19 protein-coding genes and 1 tRNA gene are annotated in these 23569 nt (G+C 37.3%); 10 read left to right on the forward strand and 10 right to left on the reverse strand.

Going from position 1 to position 23569, the window contains the following annotated elements; translation table 11 throughout:
• Window positions 1-15: 15 nt before the first annotated feature.
• Entirely contained in the window at window positions 16-1917 is a 1902-nt protein-coding gene (locus tag E1750_RS09830; protein ID WP_133276606.1) for a S9 family peptidase, read from the reverse strand.
• A gap of 128 nt (window positions 1918-2045) precedes the next feature.
• On the opposite strand from E1750_RS09830, the gene mtgA reads away from it, so the two are divergent.
• Window positions 2046-2786, forward strand: coding sequence for a monofunctional biosynthetic peptidoglycan transglycosylase (gene mtgA, locus E1750_RS09835; protein ID WP_133276607.1), 741 nt, complete (start codon window positions 2046-2048; stop codon window positions 2784-2786).
• Between the two features lie 104 nt (window positions 2787-2890).
• Here mtgA and E1750_RS09840 read toward each other — a convergent pair.
• From E1750_RS09840 to E1750_RS09855, 4 genes are all read right to left on the reverse strand, one after another.
• Window positions 2891-2977, reverse strand: a tRNA-Ser gene (locus tag E1750_RS09840).
• A 63-nt stretch (window positions 2978-3040) separates the two neighbouring features.
• A complete protein-coding gene (locus tag E1750_RS09845) occupies window positions 3041-4069 on the reverse strand; it encodes an asparaginase (RefSeq protein WP_133276608.1) in 1029 nt (342 codons plus the stop codon).
• A complete protein-coding gene (locus E1750_RS09850; protein WP_133276609.1) occupies window positions 4059-5195 on the reverse strand; it encodes a 1-acyl-sn-glycerol-3-phosphate acyltransferase in 1137 nt (378 codons plus the stop codon). The genes E1750_RS09845 and E1750_RS09850 overlap by 11 nt, the downstream gene beginning before the upstream one ends.
• A gap of 60 nt (window positions 5196-5255) precedes the next feature.
• Window positions 5256-6023 carry a TatD family hydrolase gene (locus E1750_RS09855; RefSeq protein WP_133276610.1) on the reverse strand — a complete coding sequence of 256 codons (768 nt, stop codon included), beginning with the start codon at window positions 6021-6023 and terminating at the stop codon, window positions 5256-5258.
• A gap of 92 nt (window positions 6024-6115) precedes the next feature.
• On the opposite strand from E1750_RS09855, the gene E1750_RS09860 reads away from it, so the two are divergent.
• Window positions 6116-6553 (forward strand): retropepsin-like aspartic protease, encoded by a 438-nt coding sequence (locus E1750_RS09860; RefSeq protein ID WP_133276611.1) that lies wholly within the window; start codon window positions 6116-6118, stop codon window positions 6551-6553.
• On the opposite strand, the gene E1750_RS09865 is transcribed toward E1750_RS09860, so the two are convergent.
• The 3 genes from E1750_RS09865 to E1750_RS09875 all read right to left on the reverse strand — a co-directional run bounded on the left by E1750_RS09865 (window position 6516) and on the right by E1750_RS09875 (window position 11906).
• Window positions 6516-7763, reverse strand: coding sequence for a TCR/Tet family MFS transporter (locus tag E1750_RS09865; RefSeq protein ID WP_133276612.1), 1248 nt, complete (start codon window positions 7761-7763; stop codon window positions 6516-6518). The genes E1750_RS09860 and E1750_RS09865 overlap by 38 nt on opposite strands.
• A gap of 89 nt (window positions 7764-7852) precedes the next feature.
• The gene (gene odhB, locus E1750_RS09870) at window positions 7853-9082 is read right to left on the reverse strand and encodes a 2-oxoglutarate dehydrogenase complex dihydrolipoyllysine-residue succinyltransferase (protein ID WP_133276613.1); all 1230 of its coding nucleotides are present in this window, start codon (window positions 9080-9082) and stop codon (window positions 7853-7855) included.
• Window positions 9083-9128: 46 nt separating this feature from the next.
• On the reverse strand, window positions 9129-11906 hold the full coding sequence (locus E1750_RS09875) for a 2-oxoglutarate dehydrogenase E1 component (protein ID WP_133276614.1): 2778 nt from the start codon (window positions 11904-11906) through the stop codon (window positions 9129-9131).
• Between the two features lie 119 nt (window positions 11907-12025).
• Here E1750_RS09875 and E1750_RS09880 point away from each other — a divergent pair, with 119 nt between their 5' ends.
• Window positions 12026-12565 carry a hypothetical protein gene (locus E1750_RS09880; RefSeq protein ID WP_133276615.1) on the forward strand — a complete coding sequence of 180 codons (540 nt, stop codon included), beginning with the start codon at window positions 12026-12028 and terminating at the stop codon, window positions 12563-12565.
• Window positions 12566-12646: 81 nt separating this feature from the next.
• On the forward strand, window positions 12647-13978 hold the full coding sequence (locus E1750_RS09885) for an alkaline phosphatase D family protein (RefSeq protein ID WP_133276616.1): 1332 nt from the start codon (window positions 12647-12649) through the stop codon (window positions 13976-13978).
• Here E1750_RS09885 and E1750_RS09890 read toward each other — a convergent pair whose 3' ends face one another.
• A complete protein-coding gene (locus tag E1750_RS09890) occupies window positions 13979-14329 on the reverse strand; it encodes a hypothetical protein (protein WP_133276617.1) in 351 nt (116 codons plus the stop codon).
• A gap of 67 nt (window positions 14330-14396) precedes the next feature.
• Complete coding sequence (locus E1750_RS09895) at window positions 14397-15371, reverse strand: polyprenyl synthetase family protein (protein ID WP_133276618.1); 975 nt, start codon at window positions 15369-15371, stop codon at window positions 14397-14399.
• 183 nt (window positions 15372-15554) lie between these two features.
• On the opposite strand from E1750_RS09895, the gene E1750_RS09900 reads away from it, so the two are divergent.
• The 6 genes from E1750_RS09900 (at window position 15555) to E1750_RS09925 (ending at window position 23521) form a co-directional block, all read left to right on the forward strand.
• Window positions 15555-16070, forward strand: coding sequence for a YceI family protein (locus tag E1750_RS09900; protein ID WP_133276619.1), 516 nt, complete (start codon window positions 15555-15557; stop codon window positions 16068-16070).
• Between the two features lie 109 nt (window positions 16071-16179).
• On the forward strand, window positions 16180-16776 hold the full coding sequence (locus tag E1750_RS09905; RefSeq protein ID WP_133276620.1) for a TetR/AcrR family transcriptional regulator: 597 nt from the start codon (window positions 16180-16182) through the stop codon (window positions 16774-16776).
• Window positions 16776-18113 (forward strand): TolC family protein, encoded by a 1338-nt coding sequence (locus E1750_RS09910; RefSeq protein ID WP_133276621.1) that lies wholly within the window; start codon window positions 16776-16778, stop codon window positions 18111-18113. Before E1750_RS09905 ends, E1750_RS09910 begins: the two co-directional genes overlap by 1 nt.
• Window positions 18114-18236: 123 nt before the next feature.
• Window positions 18237-18698 (forward strand): IS200/IS605 family transposase, encoded by a 462-nt coding sequence (tnpA, locus tag E1750_RS09915; RefSeq protein ID WP_133276622.1) that lies wholly within the window; start codon window positions 18237-18239, stop codon window positions 18696-18698.
• A 101-nt stretch (window positions 18699-18799) separates the two neighbouring features.
• A complete protein-coding gene (locus E1750_RS09920; protein WP_133276623.1) occupies window positions 18800-19939 on the forward strand; it encodes an efflux RND transporter periplasmic adaptor subunit in 1140 nt (379 codons plus the stop codon).
• 108 nt (window positions 19940-20047) lie between these two features.
• Window positions 20048-23521 carry an efflux RND transporter permease subunit gene (locus E1750_RS09925; protein WP_133276624.1) on the forward strand — a complete coding sequence of 1158 codons (3474 nt, stop codon included), beginning with the start codon at window positions 20048-20050 and terminating at the stop codon, window positions 23519-23521.
• The last annotated feature ends 48 nt before the right edge of the window (window positions 23522-23569 follow it).

Below are 23569 nucleotides of genomic sequence, written 5' to 3' on the forward strand. Positions count from 1 at the left end.
AAAAAAAAGCTGCTTTTACAAGGTTTCTTTCAACCATTTATAAAATTCTCTATGCCAAACCAGCGCATTTTGCGGCTTTAAAACCCAATGATTTTCCTCGGGAAAATAGAGAAATCTACTTTTTATTCCTAGCATTTGTGCTGCTTGAAACGCTTCTTGCGCTTGACCAATTGGCACTCTAAAATCATTTCCCCCTTGAATAATTAAAATAGGTGCATTCCATTTGGATACAAAATTAATTGGATTGAATTTTGTATATGCTTTTTGGGCAATCGCATTATCCTTTTCCCAATAGGCTCCGCCAAAATCCCAATAATTGAAGAAAACTTCCTCGGTAGTACCAAACATACTTTGGGTATTGAAAACCCCATCGTGAGCAATAAATGTTTTGAATCTGTTGTTGTGAATCCCAGCTAAATAAAAGGCAGAATAACCCCCATAACTGGCCCCTACACAACCCAAACGCGATTTGTCTACATATTTTTCTTTGGCTACATCATCGATCGCCGATAGGTAATCGTCCATCACTTGTCCACCCCAATCTTTGCTGATTTGTTCGTTCCACTCCACACCGTGACCGTGCATTCCGCGACGATTGGGTGCTACTACAATATAACCATTGGCCGCCATTAATTGAAAATTCCATCGGAAAGAGTAGAATTGTGTCAACGGAGATTGTGGCCCACCTTGACAATACAGCAAGGTTGGATATTTTTTTGTAGCGTCAAAATTCGGGGGAAAAACCACCCAAACCAACATTTTTTTACCATCGGTCGTGGTGACATATCTTTTTTCTGTTTTGCTTAACGCCAATGATTTGTAGGTTTCCGTATTGACATTTGATAATTGAAGCCAAGTTTTCTTCTTTAGATTATACGAAAAAATTTCGGCTGCGTGATTCATATCGGTTCGGGTAACAAGAATTGTATCACCAGACAAACCAATTAAACCAGAAATATCGAAATCGCCATTGGTCAATTGAACTACTTGGGGTGATTTTTTGGTCAAACCTGGAAAATCGACCTCAAAAAGTTGAATTGTTCCATCAATCGGTGCTTGAAAATACACTTTTTTACCATCTTGACTCCACAAGAAACTCTCTACGGTTCCGTCCCAATGCGCTGTTAAATTGATATTCATCCCCTTGAAACTAACAATAATGTCATTTTTATCGGCTTCGTAGCCGTCTCGTTTCATTTGCAGCCAAGACAAATTCCCAGTTGGAGAAAACCTAGGATTTGTATCATAACCCAGGTTCCCTTCCGTTCGGTTGATAGTTTGTTTCGTTTCTAGATTGTATTCGTAAATATCGGTATTGGTGCTAATAGCATAAGCAGTTCCCGCTTTTTTCTTGCAAACATATAGAATGCTTTTGCTGTCAGGTGACCAAATATAATCTTCGTCACCGCCAAAAGGTTTTTGTGGACTATCATAATTTTCGCCTTTCAAAATGTCAATTCCTGCAGCACCTTCTTTGTTTTCTTTATAAAAAACGTGGTTGAATTTGCCTTCGTTCCATTTGTCCCAATGGCGATAATCCAAACCATTGTAGATTTGAACATTCGATTTTTCGAGTTCTGGATAAAAATCTTTTCCGTGAACTTTGTCCATCTTGATTTCTTCATTATAAACAATATATTTCCCGTCTGGAGAAACGTTTTTATCATTCAATAGCTCTTTAGTCGAAGCCACTTCGGTTGCATTTCCTCCATTTATGGGCAAAGAATACCATTTAGAAGTCGATTTATTTTCTTCGGCAGAAGGAATGTCTACTTTGTAAATAATGTTTTTTCCATCTTTAGAAATACCTAAAGAGGATACTCTTCCTAGTTTTAAAAGTAAGTCGGGAGACATTACATTTTGCGCCATTACGTTTAAACTCATTATTGTCAGGGTTATAAGTGCTGTTTTTTTCATTGTGAATTTTGGAATTTTAAAGCTTTAAAAATACAAATTTTACTCCTAATAATTAGAAGTAATTTAAACTCAATTGTGTAAAACTGAATCATTTTTTTTTACTTTTACAAAAATTCAGCTTCAGATTAATGGCAACAAAAATAACATCAAAAAAAACAAAAACCTCAGCAAAAAAAGACGCGGGAACTTTTAGGAGTAAAGTCACTCGTTTTCTACTTAAAGCCACGCTATGGTTTTTTGGGTTGTCTATTTTTTTTGTAGTTCTCTACAAATTTGTTCCCGTTCCATTCACCCCTTTGATGCTGATTCGAACCATAGAAAATAAATCAGCGGGCAAAGAAAATTATTTTAACCACGATTGGGAACCCATTGAAAATATCTCGACTAATCTTCAAAAAGCGGTAATAGCTAGTGAGGATGGTACTTTTTTGACGCACAATGGTTTCGATTTTACAGCTATGCAAAAAGCATACAAAAACAACGAAAGAGGCCGACGAATAAAGGGCGGAAGTACTATTTCGCAACAAACAGCCAAGAATGTTTTTCTGTGGCAAGGCAGAAGTTATCTCCGAAAAGGATTGGAAGCATATTTCACGGTTTTAATCGAACTAATTTGGGGTAAAGAGCGCATTATGGAGGTCTATCTCAACAGTATCGAAATGGGGAATGGTATTTATGGAGCGCAAGCAGCCACCCAGCATTGGTACAGAAAAGATGCCAAAAGTTTAACCAAAATACAAGCGGCTGGCATCGCAGCCATTTTGCCCAATCCGAGGAAATATTCAGCAACAAGTTCCTCTTCTTACATCAATAACCGAAAAGCTAAAATTGTTCGAATAATGCGTCATATTGGTAAAATTGAATATTAATTTTTGCCAATTTGGACTTAGCTTTTTTTATGAGAATCGTATCTGACAGCTACTCATAAAAAAATACCTTTAAAATCATACGATTCTAAAGGCATTTTCTTTTGCAGAGAGGATGGGATTCGAACCCACGATACAGTTACCCATATACAAACTTTCCAGGCTTGCTCCTTCAACCACTCGGACACCTCTCTATTTATTTTTGAGGTTGCAAAGAACACTAAAAAATTCGACTTTAGAAAATTAAAATTCGCTTTTTATGAAATTTCTCCACGCAATGAAGTTTCGAATAAAGTTTTAAAATCATCAGCAGAACTATTTTGTCCCAACACATACATCAATTTGGTAATCGCCGCTTCGGTGGTGATGTCTTTGCCCGAAATCACTCCTATTTCTTTCAATGCAGTACTGGTTTCGTACTTTCCCATATTCACACTTCCTATCGAACATTGGGTCACATTGACGATGTGTAATCCAGTCGCAACCGCTTTTTTTAATAAAGCCAAAAACCAAGTATCGGTCGGCGCATTTCCAGCACCATAGGTTTCTAAAATAACACCTTTGAGATCTGTAATTGAAAAAATGGCTGATAGAACCGCTTCGCTTATGCCAGGAAACATTTTTATAATAACAACACCAGTATTCAAGTTTTTGTGAATCCTAAGCTTTTTATCGTTCGATTTCGGCAAAAACAATTCTGGAAATGTCTTCAAATTCACTCCCGACTCTATCAAAATAGGATAGTTGGGCGAAATAAAAGCATTGAAATTTTCGGCATTGATCTTGGTCGTTCTATTACCTCGATACAATTTGTATTCAAAATAAAGACAGACTTCTCGCACTAGGGGTTGGTTATTTTCCTGCAAAGAAGCAATCTGAATGGCAGTGATTAGATTTTCCTTAGCATCGGTTCTTAAATCGCCGATGGGTAATTGCGAACCCGTAAAAATGACAGGTTTCGACAAGTTTTCGAGCATAAAACTCAAAGCCGAAGCAGAATAGGACATGGTATCGGAACCGTGAAGCACCACAAAGCCATCAAAAACGGCGTAATTCTGTTCGATGATGGTGGCAATTTCAACCCATTTTTCAGGATTCATAGTCGAAGAATCGATGGGAGCATCGAAAGATACTGTCTCAATATCGCAATCCAATTGTTTTAATTCTGGGATTTTTTGCAACAATTTGCCAAAATTAAAAGCCTTGAGTGCTCCTGTTTCAAAATCCTTCATCATACCGATTGTGCCACCGGTATAAATCAAAAGAATTTTGGCTTTAGATTGCATTTTCGTACTTCATTTTATTGACTACGGGATTGGCATACATCGCCAAGAAACTTTGCAATGCCAGAGGATTACTGTGATCGATTCGCATTTCTAATCTTCGCTCAAAAAGTGATTTTTCGTTTTCGGAGTAAAAATGACTATACTGAGTAGTTTTATGCAATAAATCGTAGGCAATATAATTGGTAGGCCACAATTTATAATGGCTTAAAATAGAATCATCGATGAGCTGTGCCAATGCTTGAATTTGCTTGTTCGAATTTTCGTGTTGCCCTTTGATTTCATCTAATTCAGTACTCAAAACGGCTCCAACATGAAGATGAATACGGCGTTTTTGCCCCATCACTCCGCTCATCAAATTGACGAAGTCTTCATTTTTTTCTTTGACATAGATCTCTTGTTTGGCTTCGGCCATCAGTTGCGGCATTTTCAAAGCATCTGTCGGATCATATTCATAGGAAATCGAAACTGGAACGATTTTTATTTTCTTGAAATAATCCATCAATTCCGCTTCGTCAGCAGCCATGGCCAACATTTTCAGTACTCCTGGGTTCGTAGCGTCATTTCCATCTTTGGTTCTGCCCTCGCGTTGTGCTATCCAAACCGAACGATTTTCGTGTTGCAACAATTTACTGATATATTCCGATAATAATTTGGAGCTTTGCAACATTTCACGCGGTGACAAGCCTCTTTGAACCAAAAAATTACGGTTCAGTCTGGCTAATTTTCTCAAAAATGATTTTTGTACCAAATTGTCCCCAATAGCCGAGGCAGTCATCACCAGTTTGTGTTCAAACAAACAAGCATTGAGCAGCGAAGTGTCTAAAAGGATGTCGCGATGATTGGAGATAAATAAGTACGAAGTGTTTTTTTCTAGCTTCTCAAACCCTGAAGTCGTCAAGCCATCGGATGTTTTTTCTAGTACTTTTTGTAGCGACTTGTAAATAAAGTTGCATTGAAAATCCCTTGTCGAATGCGTGCGAAGCAGCTGCTCTTTCCATACTTCGTCCTGAGTTTCTGGAAAAGTAAAATTCATCAAGGCTTTCATCATCGGGTGATGAACCACTTCTTGAATGGCGTCGTTTACCTCAGTTTCATAAAATGGACGAATGGCGTCAAATTTTGACATATTAGGATGTTTTTTAGGGCAAATGAACAAATTTTTTATCAAAAATAGTTGAATTCTACGTTAAATCCCAAAAATAAGCCTAGAATTTTCAGTTGTAATTCTTGCAATTTCTTCTGCTGATACTTTATAAATCTCTGATAATTTGTGCACTACATTGACCAAATAACTACTTTCGTTGCGTTTCCCTCGATACGGCACAGGCGCTAAATAAGGCGAATCGGTTTCTAGGACGATATGACTCAAATCGATTTGATCCAAAAACGTATCTATTTTTCCGTTTTTAAAGGTTACTACTCCACCTATTCCCAATTTCATATTATAGGAAATGGCTTGTAATGCTTGTTCGTACGTTCCCGAAAAACAATGAAAAATTCCAAACAAATCCGTTGATTTTTCCGCTTCCAAGATTTCGAAAATTTCATCAAAAGCTTCCCTACAATGAATCACGATGGGCAATTTGTACTGTTTAGCCAATTGAATTTGTTTTCTAAAGGCCTCTTGCTGCTGTGGCAAATGCGTTTTATCCCAATACAAATCGATTCCAATTTCGCCCACGGCAAAGAATTTCCTTTTGGACAATTCTTCTTCTACGTGTTTTAATTCTTCGAGATAATTGTCCTTGACGTGTGTGGGATGCAGACCCATCATTAGAAAAATGTTTTCGGGATACCCTTTTTCCAATTCATACATCGATTGGGTATAAGCTGAGTCAATGGCGGGAATAAAAAACCGAGAAACCCCAGCATCAATGGCGCGCTGAATCATTTCATTGCGATCTTCATCAAATTCATTCGAATATAAATGGGTATGTGTATCGGTAATGATCATCAAATTTATTTTAGCCGCAAAGGTATAATTTTGAAGTATTGAATTCCGCTTTTATTCATTTTTAGATTACTTTTGACTTTCAATCGTTGTGTATGAACTATCTTCCCTATATTCTCAAAAAAGAAAAATACAAAAAAATAAAATTCAAGGTCTCGAAAACCCAACATTTGCTCATTAAAGCCAAAATAAATGGCGTGAAAGGTAATTTTATTCTCGACACGGGCGCATCGAATAGTTGTATTGGTTTTGAAAGTATCGAGTTATTTCAACTTCAAGCCAATGACTCGAAAACGCAAGCTTCGGGAGCTGGAGCAACAGGAATGTTTACTCAAATTGCGACCGGCAATACCTTGCAAATGAACCGTTGGAAATACAAAAAATTCGACCTAGTAATTTTTGATTTATCTCACGTAAATGAAGCCTTGATTGCTTACAAAGCCCAACCTGTTCACGGCATTATTGGTGCCGATATATTAATGAAAGGAAAAGGAATTATTGATTATTATAATCATTGTTTATACTTACTTTAGCATTTTTCTTGAACGAAAAATAAGCCATAATCGTACTCAACAACATTAGAAAACCACCTAAAACAAAGGGCGCCCCAGCAAATTGAAACGGCGCATCTTTGTGCGTGAAATAATAAAATACGGTGGACATCATGGGAGGTCCAATAATAGTGGAAGCACTCATCAAACTGGTCATTGTACCTTGTATCTCACCTTGTTCAGATGGAGCCACTTTACTTGCTATAATCGACTGTAAAGCAGGTCCGGCAATGCCTCCCAAACAATAAGGAACTAAAAAGGCAAACATCATCCAACTTTGATCGGCGGTGGCAAACAAAAATAATCCGATGGTGTATAATGCCATCCCTAAATAAATACTTTTTTCGTTGCCTAATCGTGGATTGATCCAACGAACCAAGCCTCCTTGAACAATACCCACAAGCAATCCTATTAAACCTAAAGAAAGACCAACCATTTTTTCGTCCCAATCAAATCGATACATGGTAAAATAACTCCAGTTGCTTTGTACGGAGTGGGAACCCACATACAATAAAAATATGGCCGCCATCAGCCCTATTAGCGAAGGATGTTTTTGAAGGCTTTTGAAAGCTCCAATCGGATTGGCACGACGAATGTCGAATTCACGGCGGTGCTCTTTAGATAAGGATTCTGGTAAAATAAAATAACCGTAAAGAAAATTAATCATACACAAAGCTGCTGCAGCATAAAACGGAACCCTAGAACCATAGTGTCCTAAAAATCCACCAATGACTGGTCCGATGATAAAACCTAATCCAAAAGCAGCGCCAATCATACCAAAATTTTTAGCTCGGTTTTGTGGCGTACTCACATCTGCAATATAAGCCGAAGCAGTGGTAATGCTGGCTCCGGTAATTCCGGCCAAAATTCGACCAATAAAAATCCACAAAATGGTTGGCGCAAAGGCTAATAATAAATAATCGAGTGAAAACCCAAATAATGAAATTAAAATAATAGGTCTTCGACCATATTTATCGCTTAGATTTCCGACGATTGGCGCAAAAATAAATTGGGTAATAGCGTAGGCAAAGGTGAGCCAACCGCCATATTTTGCAGCTTCGCTAATATCACCATTAATAAGTTCTTTGATTAATTTTGGAATTACAGGAATGATGATGCCCCAACCCGTAATATCAATTAACATGGTGATGAAAATAAAACCTATTGCTGCTTGTTTTTTATTTGATGCCATAAAAAATATTGGTTAATAAGACAAATAAACAAAAAATCCGTTTAGAAATAAAACTAAACGGATTTTTGCTATTTATGAATTTGATACTACTACAATTCGAAAGCTTTTTTCGGATTGTTGTCACAAAGCAATTCAACTGGATTTTCTAGGGCTTCTTTCACTGCCACTAAGAAACCAACCGACTCACGGCCATCAATAATTCTGTGGTCATACGAAAGCGCCACATACATCATTGGGTGAATTTCTACTTTGCCATTTACAGCAATTGGACGCTCAATAATGTTATGCATTCCCAAGATTCCGGATTGTGGTGGGTTGATAATAGGAGTAGACAACATCGAACCAAAAACACCACCATTGGTGATGGTAAAAGTTCCACCTGTCATATCATCAACGGTGATTTGACCGTCACGAGCTCTCAAGGCCAAACGTTTGATATCGGCTTCAATGCCGCGGAAAGTTAAGTTTTCAGCGTTGCGAACTACCGGAACCATCAATCCTTTTGGACCAGAAACTGCTATTGAAATATCACAGAAATCATAGGCAATTTTATAATCGCCATCCATCATCGAATTTACATCTGGATACAGTTGCAAGGCTCTTGTAACTGCTTTGGTAAAAAACGACATATATCCTAAACCAAGTCCGCCGTGTTTCGCTTTGAACGCATCTTTATATTCATTTCGCAAAGTATTGATTGGGGTCATATTCACTTCATTGAAGGTAGTCAACATAGCCGTATCATTCTTGGCAGCCACCAATCGTTCCGAAACTTTTCGGCGTAACATCGATAATTTGGTGCGTTCTGAACCACGATTTCCACCCGTCGGTGTTCCCATAGATGGAACAGCATTGATAGCATCTTCTTTGGTAATTCTTCCGTCTTTTCCAGTTCCGATAATATCAGAAGGTTGAATATTTTTTTCGTCTAATATTTTTCTAGCAGCAGGCGAAGGAGTTCCCGAAGCGTAAGATGTTGGGGCAACTGGAGCCGCTACTTTTACTTCTTCTTTCTTTACTTCAACCACTTTAGCTTCTTCTTTTTTAACTTCGGCAACTGGTGCTGAACCAGATGGTTTTGCAGCATCAGTATCAATATGACACACAATGGCGCCAACAGCTACTGTATCACCTTCTTCTGCTTTCAAAGTGATGATTCCACTGGCTTCGGCAGGCAATTCAAGTGTTGCCTTATCCGAATCAACCTCGGCAATGGCTTGATCTTTTTCGACATAATCTCCATCTTTTACTAACCAAGTTGCGATTTCAACTTCTTTTATAGATTCCCCTGGTGATGGGACTTTCATTTCTAAAATCATCTTATTTATATTAAATTATGAATCTTAATTCTTATATATATTTATTCTATCTGACATAATCTTTTTCGAAAACCATTTTAATCGCTTTGGCATGACGGTTTTTAGATCTTGTATAACTTCCCGAGGCTGATGCCGAGGAAACTCGTAAGGAAGCCAATCTCCACTTTACTAAATTGAAATTCATTAGCATATATCCGTAAGCTCCCATATTTTTTGGTTCTTCTTGTGCCCAAACATAGTCATCGGCATTTGGATATTTGGCGATAATGGCTTTCAATTGGTCCGCAGGCAACGGGAATAATTGTTCGATTCTCACTACAGCTACATCTTTTCTGGCTCTGATTTCTCTTTCGGCAGTAATATCATAATAGAATTTACCGGTACAGAAAACTAAGGTTTTAACCTCTGCTTTATTTACGGTTTCATCATCGATGGTTTCTTGGAAAGAACCGTGTTCCAATTCTTCGATACTTGATACAACTCTTGGATCCCGCAATAAACTTTTTGGTGTAAACACAATAAGTGGTTTACGGAATTTCAATTTCATTTGTCTTCTCAATAAGTGAAAGAAGTTGGCTGGTGTTGTACAATCAGCAACATACATATTTTGTCTGGCACAGAGTTGCAAGAAACGCTCCATTCTACCTGATGAATGCTCTGCTCCTTGCCCTTCGTAACCGTGGGGTAAAAGTACAACGATACCGTTTTGATTGTTCCATTTATCTTCTCCACAAGAAATATATTGGTCAATCATGATTTGGGCTCCATTAGAAAAATCTCCAAATTGTGCTTCCCATATGGTTAACGCATTCGGATTTGCCAAGGCGTATCCGTAATCAAATCCTAAAACTCCGTATTCTGACAATAGTGAATTGAAGGCGTTGAATTTCCCTTTTTTGCCTTCTAAACGGTTAATTAAAACCACTTCCTCTTCTGAATCTTCGACTTTCACAACAGCGTGACGGTGGGAAAAAGTACCGCGCTCGACATCTTGACCCGAAATACGAACATCAAAACCTTCTCTTAGCAACGAACCATACGCTAAATGTTCGGCCATAGCCCAATCTAGTTTGTTGGTTTCGAAAAACATAGTTTTTCTATCGTTGATCAATTTTTGAACTTTGCTAATAAATTTTTTATCGGTTGGCAAATTACAAATGGCATTGGCGACAGCCGTAAGCCCTGCTTTTGGGTACGAGGTATCTACTTTAGTTAGCATTTGAGATATACCAGCTCTTTCGAAACCTTTCCATTCGTTTTGCAAGAATGGAGTGATTATCGTCAACTCTTTTTTACGAGATTCTTCTAAACTTACCTCTAAATCCGATTTGTATTCGGTTTCCAATTCTTTTACGTAAGTGCTGTCGATAACCCCTTCGGCCAACAATTTTTCAGCGTAAATATCTCTCGGATTTTTATGTTTGGCAATGATTTTATAAAGAATGGGTTGTGTAAAACGAGGTTCGTCACCTTCATTATGACCATATTTTCTATAGCCTAACAAATCGATGAAAACGTCTCGACCAAATTCCATTCTGAAGTCTAAAGCAAAGGACATCGCATGAACAACGGCTTCGGCATCATCGGCATTGACGTGCAATACGGGCGAAAGAGTTACTTTGGCCACATCGGTACAATAGGTCGATGATCGGGCGTCAAGGTAGTTTGTAGTAAAACCAACTTGATTGTTGATCACAACGTGAATGGTTCCACCTGTTTTATACCCATCCAATTGCGACATTTGAATGATTTCATATAATAGTCCTTGACCTGCGATTGCTGCATCACCGTGCACGGCAATCGGCAATACTTTGGAAAAGTCGTTTGGAAAATATTTATCTTGCTGTGCTCTTGTTATTCCCTCAATTACAGCTCCAACCGTTTCCAAATGCGATGGATTGGGTGCCAAATTGATATTAATGGTTTTTCCTGAGCTCGTTCTTTTCTCGGCACTTAAACCCAAATGGTATTTTACATCCCCATCAAAATATTCTTGGTCGTTGTAATCCTTGCCATCAAATTCGCTAAAAATATCTTGAGTAGATTTGCCGAAAATATTAGCCAAAACATTCAATCGGCCGCGGTGTGCCATTCCCATTACGAAATGTTCTACTCCTTTTTCGGCTGCTTGTTCGATTAAGGCATCGAGAGCAGGAATGATTGATTCTCCTCCTTCGAGTGAAAATCGTTTTTGACCCACATATTTAGTGTGCAAGAAGTTTTCAAAAGCTACCGCTTGGTTTAATTTGTGTAAAATGGCTTTCTTTTTTTCAACAGAAAAATCGGGTTGGTTGTCGTTGTGACCGATTTTACTCTGAATCCACTTGATATCATTGGGGTTCCGGATATACATATACTCCACCCCGATGGATTGACAGTAAATTTTATCCAAATGACCTAAAATTTCAGCCAAACTACAGGGTTCAATTTTAATGGTTCTTGCTGCATCAAAAACAGTGGATAAATCCGCTTTAGAAAGTCCAAAATTTTCTAAATCTAAGGTAGGCGAATAGGTTCTTCTTTTGTGTACCGGATTGGTTCTGGTGAACAAATGACCTCGGGTTCTGTAGGCATCAATCAACTTAATCACCTTGAATTCTTTCAGTAGTTTTTCTGTGCCAGCATTGTTCTCTGGCGCTGCAACTGTTTGAACTTCTGGTTGAGCTACTGGATTTTCGCCATTGTAGGTTGCCATTCCAAAGTCGAAACCTTGAAAAAAGCCTCTCCAACTTGGCTCAACGCTATCTGGATTTTCTAAATATTGATCGTAAAGTTGTGCAAAAAATTCGGTATGAGCCGCATTTAAGAATGAAAACCTATCCATAATTGTAATTAATATGCTTTTTGTTAAAAATAGTTTGGCAAAAGTACAATAAATCAATACACATAATATATTTTTTTACGTACTTTTACGTAATAAAATGTTAAAAAAATCATTAAACCATGAAAAAAAATCATCATTTTTCCCTTTTTAGATCATTATTTATTTTGCTTTTCCTCCATCAGTTCAATTCTTCAGTGGCACAAGGTCCTACAAATCTTCCCAGCCAACCGAGTAATTTTTGGAAAAATGTGCAGTTTGGCGGTGGCTTAGGATTAAATTTTTCATCAGGCTACACCGATATTTTTATAGCGCCAAGTGCTATTTATAATTTCAACCCAACAGTGGCTCTCGGAGCAGGTTTGAACCTGAATTATGTGGCGTCAAATAATTATTATTCATCGTTTGTGTACGGCATAAGTACGATTGTTTTGGTGAATCCAATACCTCAAATTCAATTATCAGTAGGATTAAATCAATCTCGTGTCAATTATCAAGAAGAAGGTTTTTCGAATTATTCAGATGATTATTGGGACACCAGTTTGATTGTAGGTGCTGGATATCGAACCGGTAATGTTACCATTGGGGTGGGCTACAATCTTTTGCAGGATGATCGTTATGATGCAGAACCATTTGTTCCATTTGTTAGAGCTTATTTTTAATCGAAAACATAACCTGTGCCTAACCTAAAACCCTTGGTCAATGCTTACTTTTGTTTTTTTTTAGCTTTTAAATCCATTGTTATGAGACATTATATTTTATTCGTTTTTCTGTATATATCGGCGAGCCTTTCGGCCCAAAATAATCTATTGCAATCGGGACCGATGGTGGGCTATTGCGAAATGAAAGAAGCGGTGATTTGGCTGCAAACCAAGGAGAATGTTCCTGTAAAAATAGAATATTTTGCAATAGACAAACCCACCACCATTTTCTATTCGGATACCTATAATTCGGCTAAAGAAAATGGCTGTACCTATCACATCATTTTAGACAAGCTCACACCTGGGAAAAAATACAAATACAATCTGTATCTCAACAATAAAAAGCTGGTTTTACCCTATGAAACTTCGTTTTCTTCCAAAAAATTGTGGCAATGGCGCGAAGATGCACCCGATTTTACGGTAGCTTTTGGCAGTTGCATGTACATCAACGAAACGGATTTGGACCGACCGGGAAAACCCTATGGAAGCGGCTATTCTATTTTTGAAAGTTTGACCAAAAAAAATCCGGACATAATGATTTGGGGTGGAGACAACACCTACCTTCGAGAAGCCGATTGGGACAGCAAAACAGGGATTTACCATCGCAACACCCACTCGCGTTCGATTAAGGAAATACAACCTTTGTTGGCAAAAACTCAAAATTATGCCATTTGGGATGACCACGATTACGGCCCGAACGATAGCGACCGAAGTTTTTATAACAAACACATTACGCAAAAATCCTTTAAAGATTTTTGGGCCAATAAAAGTTATGGCATCGGAGTATCACAAACCGAAGGTGTTTTCTCCACCTTCAATTGGGGCGATGCACAGTTTTTCTTGTTAGACGATCGTTTTTTTAGATCCCCTCAGGATAGAACAACTGGCGATAAAACGATGTTGGGTACGACACAATTCGAATGGTTAATTGATGCTCTAAGCGCATCGAATGCTGGTTTTAAACTAATTGTTATCGGCGGACAAGTCATCAATTCAGTTCCAGACAGCGAAAACTACGGACATTATCCCGAAGAAAAAGAAAAACTGCTCAAAGAAATTACAGCCAACAAAATAAAAGGTGTTTTCTTTTTGACTGGGGATCGCCACTTTGCTGAAATGTCGATGTTGCCTCGCGAAGGCACTTATCCTCTATACGATTGGACGGTTTCGCCGCTTACCGCAGGTTTGGTATCGGAGAAAGCATTGAAGGAAAACAACTCCTACAAAGTTCAGGGTAGTGCATTTATTCAACATAATTTTGGGATCATCTCGTTCTCTGGAAATAAAGAGAACCGGCAAATGAAACTTAGTTTATTTGACATCAACGGGAATGAATTATGGAATAAAGTGATTCTTAAAAAGGAATTACAGTAGCTAATATTTATTCCTAAACCACACTTTTTGCCATTCTCTTTTCAGGATTAAAAAGGCAACATTTTCGGCTAGAACTACTAAATCCGAACCATCCAATTTTTTTATTTGGTCCTCGGAAACGTCTATAATGTAAAGTAGATTCAAATATTCGGCAAATTTGTACTGAATCAACCGGTAGATTTTTTCGTGCAGTTGAATTTTCAATTCTTCGGGCGAGATGCTTTTTGGGAAATCTACTCCTTCGTTGGCCAAATTAAAATCCTTATTGATTTGCTCAATCAATTTGAGGTACAATGCTTCCTTCTCGGCTTCGACGAGCAGTAAATCAATATTTTTTGGTTGGATGTACATTTTAATTTGCAGATTGCAGGTTGCAGATTTCAGATTTGCCTTCTGAAATCAGCCACCTGATGAATTTTTATACTTTTCTATTCATTAAATTATCACCAAAAGCTTTCAAGAGTTCTTTTTTATCTTGAGAAACATCAATTTTTTCAAGGGTTTCAAAGGCTTTCAAGGTATAATCCTCAATGGCTTTTTGAGTGGCTTGAGCAGCACCCGTTCTGTTGAAAATTTCTTTGACGGTTTCAATTTTTTCGGAACTATCCTCTAATTGGAGAGAAAACAATTGCGCTAATTGTTCTTGCTCCTTTGGTTTCGAAAATTCTAAAGCTTTGAGATACAAATAGGTTTTTTTGTTTTCGATAATATCCCCTCCTACTTGTTTGCCAAAGGTTTTTGGGTCGCCAAAAGCATCCAAATAGTCATCCTGCAACTGAAAAGCTAGTCCGAGATTCAACCCAAAATCATAAATTAATCTAGAGTTTTCCTTAGAAGTTTGAGCAATAATTGCTCCCATTTTCATTGCGGCAGCGACCAAAACAGCCGTTTTATATTCAATCATTTTCAAATATTCAGGAATCGTAACATCGGTCCGCGTTTCGAAATCGACATCATATTGTTGACCTTCGCAGACTTCGAGGGCAGTTTTACTAAACAATTTGGCCAGTTTTCGGAAGGTTTTAGGTTGGTAGTTTTCGAAATATTGGTACGCCAAAATGAGCATTGCATCGCCGGAAAGAATTCCTGTGTTGACATTCCATTTTTCGTGCACTGTAGTATTTCCCCGTCGCAAAGGGGCATCGTCCATAATATCATCGTGCACCAAGGAAAAATTATGAAAAACTTCTACCGCCATCGCCGCGGGCAAAGCCAATTTGTAATCCACATCGAAAACATCGGCGGTCATTAAGGTCAAAACAGGGCGCAATCTTTTACCGCCAAGTTGCAAAATATAATCTACAGGCTCGTATAGATTTCTAGGTTCTTTGTCGAAATTTTGTTGTGCTAAATAGTGTAAAAATTGTTCTTGGTATTCGAGGATGGGAAGCATGTAGATTGAGTTTTAAATTCCAAATTTAGAGTATGTAAACTAAATTAAAAAACGGATTAGTTTAAATTTAGAATAATTTTTTAAAAATACTTTGGAAACTATTTTGGTATTCAAAGTTTCCTATATATATTTGCGGCATATTTTAAAACAAAAAACAGTTTAGCTTAATAAAACCACCCAATTATGGCAACGAAATGGACTCTTGATTCGGACCAATCTGATGTGCTAATCAAAACGAAAGATGCTACAATAACCTATTTAGGCGGCAACACCAATCATTTTGATGGTTTTGTGTCCCTAGTGGCGGATCAGATTGAAGATGCGTCCGTAGAATTTTCTTTAGACAGTAATTCGTTTACTTCCCCAAAAACAGTGGAATCCTTGCAAAATAAAAACAGCAATTCCTCTACTAAAAAACCATTGATTCGGTTCAAATCGACCTCTTTTCAAAAATTCAAGAATAATATTAGTTTTTTCAAAGGCTATTTGACGATCAAAGATGTGACCAAAATGGTTGAACTTGATGCCGAATTTATTGGAATCAACAATTACAATGGAACCAAAAAAGCGGCTTTCGAAATTAAAGGAGATATCAACCGCAATGATTTTGGATTGGACAAAAATTTCAATCATTCGAAAGAAAAGTTTGGTTTTGGAAAAAATTTAAAACTAGAAGCCAATTTAGAGTTTACAATATAAGAACTGCCACAGGTTAAGTTATTGTAACTATTTTGGAAACGATATTACGTTTAAAAGTTTCCGTATTACATTTACAAATAATAAGATTTACCCCTAGTTGAGTAAAAAAATGAAAGAAAAAATTATAGCAAAAGCAACCGACTTGTTCTTGAAACTTGGTTTCAAGAGCGTCACGATGGACGATATTGCTTGCGAAATGTGTATTTCTAAAAAAACCATTTATAAATATTTCTGCAATAAGGAAATTCTAATTGCCGAAACTACAGAAATCGTGCACAAAGCCATTCATCAAAGTATTGATGTTATTGTAGCGCAAAAATACAATGCCATCGAAGAAAATTTTAAAATCAGAAAGATGTTCAAAGAAATGTTTAACGCTAGTGAATCCTCCCCTTCCTATCAATTAAAAAAACATTATCCTGAAATCTATGACAAAGTAATGTCAAGAGAAATCAACGAATGCAATGCTGTTTTCAAACAAAATATCGAACAAGGAATCAACCAAGGTTTGTACCGAAAAAATGTACTCGTAGAAACTTATGTTGGCTTTTATTACAACTTAATTTTTAGCATTCACGGTAACACCAGTTCCGAAAAAGAATTGAATGAACTCGAATTACAAGCCTTAGAATATCATACCCGAGCGATGGCAACACCAACAGGAATTATCGAACTAGAAAAACAATTAGAAAACTATCACCTATAATGAAGAAATTATTTTTAATACCCCTAATCGTTTTGGCCTTTACGGCAAAAGCGCAAGAAACGAAGAAAAGCTTTACTTTCAGCCTAGAACAAGCCATAAGTCACGCCTTGACCAACAATTATTCGGCGATCAATGCAGGCAGAGATATCGAAGCTTCGAAAGAAAAAAAATGGGAAACTACCGCAGCAGGTTTACCCCAAATCAATGCAGGCTTGGATTACACTAACAATTTTGTATTGCAAAAATCAGTAGTACCTGCGGAATTTTTTGGCGGAAATCCCGGCGAATATGCCGAAGTTGCTTTTGGAACCAAACACAATATGATCGCTCGCTCTACTTTGAGTCAATTGATTTTTGATGGTTCGTATATCGTGGCTTTGCAAGCATCCAAAACCTATTTGAAATATTACGAAAATGCCAAAGTTAAAACCGATACCGAAATTAAAGAGGCGGTCATCAATGCGTACGGCAGTGTTTTATTAGCGGAAGAGAGCATCGCTATTCTCGAAAAAAATAAAGCCACTTTAGAAAAAACATTGTCCGATACTAAGGCTACGTTCAAAAACGGCTTGATTGAAGAAGAAAGCGTAGAGCAATTACAAATCACGCTCACCTCCATCAACAGCACATTGAATTACAACAAAAGATTGGCTGAAGTGGCGTACAAAATGTTAAAAATCACTTTAGGAGTCGACATTAACGACGCCTTGCAACTGACAGACAGTTTAGATAAATTAACCGTTTCTAATCTGGATATGGCTTTTATAAACGGAGATTTTAATGTCAATGACAACATCAATTATCAGATGGCTATGAATTTTCAGGAACAAAGAGAATTGGAATTAAAATTACAAAAAAGCAAAGCCTTGCCTTCCTTAGCAGCGAATGTCAATTTTGGGTACACTGCATTCAAGGATGAGTTTCAGTTTTTTACTCAAAACCAAAATTGGTTCAATTATTCCAATGTTGGCGTAAGCTTGAATGTGCCTATTTTCAGCAGTTTGGCCAGAAGTTCTCGAACGCAGCAAGCCAAAATAGCTTTGGATCAGGCCAAAACGCAATTGTCAGAAGCGGAACAAAAATTGAAATTACAATATGCCGCCGCCAAAAGCGATTATGAATTTAGCATCGAAGAATACGCCACAGCCAAATCGAATTTGAACCTTGCGGAAAGAATCGAAAAAAAGCAACAAATAAAGTTTACTGAAGGATTGTCGTCAAGTTTTGACTACAATGACGCCCAACGACAATTGTACACCAATCAGCAAAAATACCTGCAATCGATGGTCGATGTCATCAACAAAAAAGCCGCTTTAGAAAAAATAATTAATAAATAATAATTCTTGATTATGAATATTGAAATATAAAATCGATGCTATTTTTTTCATCCCGTCGGGATTAAATGTTGGTAGCAAATAAATGATTAATTAAAAAATTTGTCCCGTAGGGACTATATAAATATGGCAAATACCTATACCCAAATTCACATTCATTTTGTGTTTGCAGTAAAATATAGACTAGGAACTATTCAATCAGAATGGAAAGAGGAATTATACAAATACATAACAGGAATAACACAAAACAATAGCCACAAATTATTGGCAATAAATGGTATGTCTGATCATATACATATATTGATTGGCATTAGGCCTGCACAATCTATTTCAGATTTGATGAAAGATGTTAAGCAAAGTTCCTCAAAATGGATTAACGAAAATAAATTAACGAAGACACATTTCGAATGGCAAGAGGGTTATGGCGCTTTTTCATATAGCAAATCACAAATTAATAATGTTATCAGATACATTCAAAATCAAGAAGAACATCACAAAACAAAATCCTTTCTAGAAGAATATTTAGAAATATTGCAAAATTTTGAAATTGAATATGACGAAAAATACATTTTCAAGGAATTAATATAAAAAGTATAGTCCCTACGGGACAAAACACAATCACTAATACAAATTTCTACCAACATAAAGTTCCTAATGGAACAAAACAAAAACAAAAAAATCTTAAAAATATGAAAAAAATAATTCTACTAACAGTACTTTCAATTTCATTGTTTTCTTGCGGAAAGAAAGAAGACAATGCCAATATTGACACTTTAATTGCTTCTAAAAATGTTTCGGCACTTCAGGCCAAAAAAGCCGTAATCCAAGCCGATTTAGCCAAAATTGATGAAGCGTTATCCACCTTAGACGTCAAAAAAGACGAAGCCTTAGTTTCTGTTCTTAGCTTAAAAGACACCATTTTTAGTCATTATCTTGAAATTCAAGGTAGCGTAGATACTAAAGAAAACATTTTGGTCCAACCCGAATATCAAGGAACATTGATTTCGTTGAATGCCAAAGCAGGTCAAAGAGTATCGAAAGGCCAAGTTTTAGGTAAAATTGACGATGCTGGCTTGAGTCAACAAGTGGCAAGCTTGGAAAATCAATATGCTTTGGCAAAAACGACATTCGAGCGTCAAAAAAATCTGTGGAATCAAAAAATTGGTTCTGAAATGCAATATTTACAAGCGCAAACCCAAATGATTTCGGCTCAGCGTGGCGTGGCTCAAGCCAAAGCGCAATTAGCAAAAACCATCATAAAAGCCCCATTTACAGGAACTATAGATCAAGTTTTTGTCGAAAAAGGTCAAGTGGTAGCTCCAAGCCAACAAGGATTGATGCGTATCGTGAATTTGTCGAATATGTTTGTGTCAACTTCAGTTCCTGAAACCTACATTGGTAAGTTAAAAATAGGCACCGAAGTGGATGTTTTATTGACATCTTTGGGTAAAACGTATAAAGGAAGAGTGCGTCAAATTGGGAATTTTGTCAATCCTAGCAACCGTAGTTTTGGTATTGAAGTGGGCGTTCCAAATCCTGATAATTTATTGCGTCCGAACCAAGTAGCCAATCTTAAAATCACCGATTACGAAAGCAAAAACGCCGTAGTTGTTCCAACTAATGTGATTCAAGAAGATAATGTAAAAAACAAATACGTGTACATCGTAACCAATTCAAATGGAAAAACAGGAGTTGCCAAAAAAGTAATCGTAAAACTTGGACAATCTTCAGACAATGTAACCGAGATTTTGAACGGACTATCGGCCAATGACATCATTGTTACCGAGGGAGCCAATGCGGTTTCTGAAGGAATGAAACTTAATTTCTAAAAATGGTTAATTGTTTAATCGGTTAATTGTTTAAACTCTTAAACAATTTTAAACAACCTTAAACCTTAAACTTTAAACAATAGTAAACTTTAAACTAAAAATAAAAAAATGCACAGTATAAACCATAAAAAATTCGGCATTTCAAACTGGGCTGTAGACAATCGCGTCACCGTTTATATCATAACGGCTTTAATTGTCATTACCGGAGTATATGCCTATATCACAATGCCTCGCGAGGATTTCCCAGAAATCATCGAAAACAAAGTGTATATCTCCTCAGTATTTCCCGGAAATTCTGCCGAAGATGTCGAGAAATTGGTCATCAAACCATTAGAAAAAGAAATCAAAAACATTAGTGGTGTCACCAAAGTCACTTCGAGCTCGTTTCAAGATTACGGAATGATCATCGCTGAGTTCGATGACGACGTTTCTATTGATGCGGCCAAAGTTAAAGTAAAAGACAAAGTTGATAATGCCAAAGCCGAAACGGATTGGCCCAATCTAGACAACGGCAGCAAGGTCGAACCCAATGTATTCGAATTGAACATTTCGGAGGAAGTACCCATTTTAAACATCAATCTGCAAGGAAATTACACTACCCAACAGCTTAAAAAATACGGAGAACTAATTCAAGATGATCTCGAAGAAATCTCCGAAGTGAAACAAGTGGATATCCTCGGTGTCGATGACAAAGAAGTAGAAATTGCGGTAGATATTTTCAAAATGACCGCTGCACAAGTGACATTCGACGAAATTCAGAATGCGGTAAAATATGAAAATATGACGCTTTCTGGAGGAAATTTGGTTTCGCAAGGTTCTAGAAATAACATTCGAATCGTGGGCGAAATCAAAGACCCGAAAGAATTGGAGAATATCATCGTGAAGTCGTATGGCGGAACAGTGTACCTAAAAGATATTGCGGTAGTGAGTTTCAAAGAGAAAGAAAAAACGACTTACGCTCGCGAAAAAGGTACCGAAGTAGTAATGCTTAGCGTGAAAAAACGTTCGGGACAAAATATGATTTCGGCAATCGAACAGGTGAAAGAACGAATCGAAAAAGCCCAAGGTACTTATTTGCCAAAGAACTTGAAAATCGAAATGACCAACGACCAATCTTCTCGTGTGGAACATCAGGTGGATGAATTGTCGAATCACATTATTTTTGGGATAATTCTGGTAATGATTGTGTTGATGTTTACAATGGGATTGCGAAATTCCTTGTTTGTAGGAGCAGCAATTCCGTTATCGATGATGATTGCTTTTGCTATACTTTCGGCTTTAGGATTAACCCTGAACACAATGGTATTGTTTGGATTAGTAATGGGATTAGGTATGCTAGTCGATGACGGAATTGTGGTTGTCGATAACGTATTTGCCAATATGAAAAAAGGAATGGATCGAGTAACCGCTTCCAAAGTGGGTATTGGCGAAATCGCTTGGCCTGTAATTTCTTCGACAGCGACCACCTTGATGGCGTTTTTACCATTCGCTTTATGGCCTGGAACGATGGGTAAATTTATGAAATATTTCCCAATGACTTTGACCGTAACGCTTACCGCATCCTTATTTGTGGCAATGGTAGTCAATGCAGCAATGACGGGAGGTTCGATGGATACCGAAGATAGAAATATTTCGAAAAAGAGCTTGAAATTCTATACGATTCTATTTTTGGCTTTCGGAATATTCTTGGCATTTATTGGGTCAAAATACACGTATGACAGTAAATTCTTAAGAGGAATTGGACATTTATTGTTGATGGCAACAGGCCTAATGTGGTTGTATTTCCTTAAATTGTACCAATGGACACAAGATTTCCAACACAGTTTTTTCCCTAGAATGGAAGAGAAATACAAAGTGTTTTTAGCCAAAATTCTAACGAAGAGAAATTCTTGGATTGCCTTAGTGTCTATTATTGGAATGTTGTTTTTCTCTTTTATTTTACTAGGGGTTTTCCCGAGAAAAGTATTGTTTTTCCCGGATAATATTCCCAATCAGGTGATTGCTTATATCGAATATCCACAAGGAACCTCGATCGAAAAAACCAACAAAGCAACCCTTTTTGTAGAGAAACAAGTCATTAGTATTTTAGAAAAATACGTAGATCCCAAAACCGACAAAAACTTCCTTGCCGAATCTATTGTATCGCAAGTGGGAATAGGTGCTGGAAATCCAAATGTCGATGCTGGTTCAGCGGCAGAAACACCCTTCAAAGGAAAAGTTACCGTCAGTTTCTCTGAATTCAAGTTCCGTCAGGGGATTAATACAGCGGATATTTTAGAGGAAATCCGCGCCAAAGTTAAAGGTATTGCGGGAGCCACTATTACGGTCGAAAAAGATGCCAATGGACCACCAGCGGGTTATCCTATTAGTATCGAATTGAAAGGTAGCGATTATGAATTGATGTTGAAAGAAGCCGATAAAATGATTGCTTTTGTCAATTCGAAAAACATTCCTGGTATCGAAAAACTAAGTATTGACGTCAACAGAGACAGCCCTGAACTACAGGTAAAAGTAGATAGAGCAAACGCCGGAAGTATGGGAGTTTCAACCGGACAATTGGGTTTTGCCTTGCGTCGTTCGGTTTACGGTCAAGAAATTTCGACTTACAAAGAAGGCGATGACGATTACAACATTGTGATGCGTATGCAGGACGATCAGCGCAAGAACGAAAACATACTTTTCAATCAATCGTTGACCTTCAGAAACCAAAATAACGGACAAATTCAGCAAATTCCGATTTCGGCAATTTCTCAAACTGAGAAAACAAAAACCTACAATCAGATTAAAAGAAAAAACCAAAAACGAATAATGACTATTTATTCGAATGTTTTGACCGGTTTTAATGGGGATGAAATTACCAAACAAATTCAGTCTGAATTGCAACATTATGAATTGCCGGCTGATGTTAGCTATTCCTTCTCTGGAGTTCAAGAAGAGCAAGGTAAAAATCAAAGTTTCTTGATGTACGCATTGTTCTTGGCGCTGGCAGGGATTACGCTGATCATTGTACTTCAATTTAATTCGGTTTCGAAAACAGTGGTGATTTTGTTCACGGTTATCTTGAGTTTTAGTGGTGTTTTCTATGGTTATGTCATTGCAGGAATGGATTTTGTGATCCTAATGACGATGATGGGAATTATCTCGCTGGCTGGTATTGTAGTGAAAAACGGAATCGTACTGATGGATTTCTTCGTTTTATTATTAGACAAAAAAGTTACCGATAAAAAACTGAAAAGCCACGACGATTTAAACTTAGAAGAAATCAAAGAAGTCATCATCGAATCTGGAAAATCGCGTTTGCGTCCGGTGTTATTGACGGCTTTAACGGCAGTTTTAGGATTGATTCCCTTGGCAATTGGATTGAACTTTGACTTCTTTACCTTGATTACCGATTTCAATCCTCACTTTTTCATTGGGGGTGACAACGTAATATTCTGGGGACCTTTGGCTTGGACCATCATCTTCGGATTGACGTATGCCACAGTATTGACACTAATTATGGTTCCGGTTATGTTCTATTTAGTAAAAAGAACCAAATACTGGTTGCGTGATAGAAGATTGGCTAGAGTTACTGCGGAATAACTTTTCAACATAAATTTCAAAACCACTCAAGATTCTATTTTGGGTGGT

Origin of the sequence: Flavobacterium nackdongense (assembly GCF_004355225.1) — a bacterium.
GTDB lineage: Bacteria > Bacteroidota > Bacteroidia > Flavobacteriales > Flavobacteriaceae > Flavobacterium > Flavobacterium nackdongense.

Excerpts from the sequence above, each read along its gene's own strand:
- E1750_RS09920 (WP_133276623.1), top strand. The coding sequence starts at position 18,800 with ATGAAAAAAATAATTCTACTAACAGTACTTTCAATTTCATTGTTTTCT.
- tnpA (WP_133276622.1), top strand. The coding sequence starts at position 18,237 with ATGGCAAATACCTATACCCAAATTCACATTCATTTTGTGTTTGCAGTA.
- odhB (WP_133276613.1), bottom strand. The coding sequence starts at position 9,082 with ATGATTTTAGAAATGAAAGTCCCATCACCAGGGGAATCTATAAAAGAA.
- E1750_RS09890 (WP_133276617.1), bottom strand. The coding sequence starts at position 14,329 with ATGTACATCCAACCAAAAAATATTGATTTACTGCTCGTCGAAGCCGAG.
- E1750_RS09865 (WP_133276612.1), bottom strand. The coding sequence starts at position 7,763 with ATGGCATCAAATAAAAAACAAGCAGCAATAGGTTTTATTTTCATCACC.
- E1750_RS09895 (WP_133276618.1), bottom strand. The coding sequence starts at position 15,371 with ATGCTTCCCATCCTCGAATACCAAGAACAATTTTTACACTATTTAGCA.
- E1750_RS09905 (WP_133276620.1), top strand. The coding sequence starts at position 16,180 with ATGAAAGAAAAAATTATAGCAAAAGCAACCGACTTGTTCTTGAAACTT.
- E1750_RS09860 (WP_133276611.1), top strand. The coding sequence starts at position 6,116 with ATGAACTATCTTCCCTATATTCTCAAAAAAGAAAAATACAAAAAAATA.
- E1750_RS09875 (WP_133276614.1), bottom strand. The coding sequence starts at position 11,906 with ATGGATAGGTTTTCATTCTTAAATGCGGCTCATACCGAATTTTTTGCA.
- mtgA (WP_133276607.1), top strand. The coding sequence starts at position 2,046 with ATGGCAACAAAAATAACATCAAAAAAAACAAAAACCTCAGCAAAAAAA.
- E1750_RS09925 (WP_133276624.1), top strand. The coding sequence starts at position 20,048 with ATGCACAGTATAAACCATAAAAAATTCGGCATTTCAAACTGGGCTGTA.
- E1750_RS09900 (WP_133276619.1), top strand. The coding sequence starts at position 15,555 with ATGGCAACGAAATGGACTCTTGATTCGGACCAATCTGATGTGCTAATC.
- E1750_RS09855 (WP_133276610.1), bottom strand. The coding sequence starts at position 6,023 with ATGATCATTACCGATACACATACCCATTTATATTCGAATGAATTTGAT.
- E1750_RS09845 (WP_133276608.1), bottom strand. The coding sequence starts at position 4,069 with ATGCAATCTAAAGCCAAAATTCTTTTGATTTATACCGGTGGCACAATC.
- E1750_RS09885 (WP_133276616.1), top strand. The coding sequence starts at position 12,647 with ATGAGACATTATATTTTATTCGTTTTTCTGTATATATCGGCGAGCCTT.
- E1750_RS09880 (WP_133276615.1), top strand. The coding sequence starts at position 12,026 with ATGAAAAAAAATCATCATTTTTCCCTTTTTAGATCATTATTTATTTTG.
- E1750_RS09830 (WP_133276606.1), bottom strand. The coding sequence starts at position 1,917 with ATGAAAAAAACAGCACTTATAACCCTGACAATAATGAGTTTAAACGTA.
- E1750_RS09910 (WP_133276621.1), top strand. The coding sequence starts at position 16,776 with ATGAAGAAATTATTTTTAATACCCCTAATCGTTTTGGCCTTTACGGCA.
- E1750_RS09850 (WP_133276609.1), bottom strand. The coding sequence starts at position 5,195 with ATGTCAAAATTTGACGCCATTCGTCCATTTTATGAAACTGAGGTAAAC.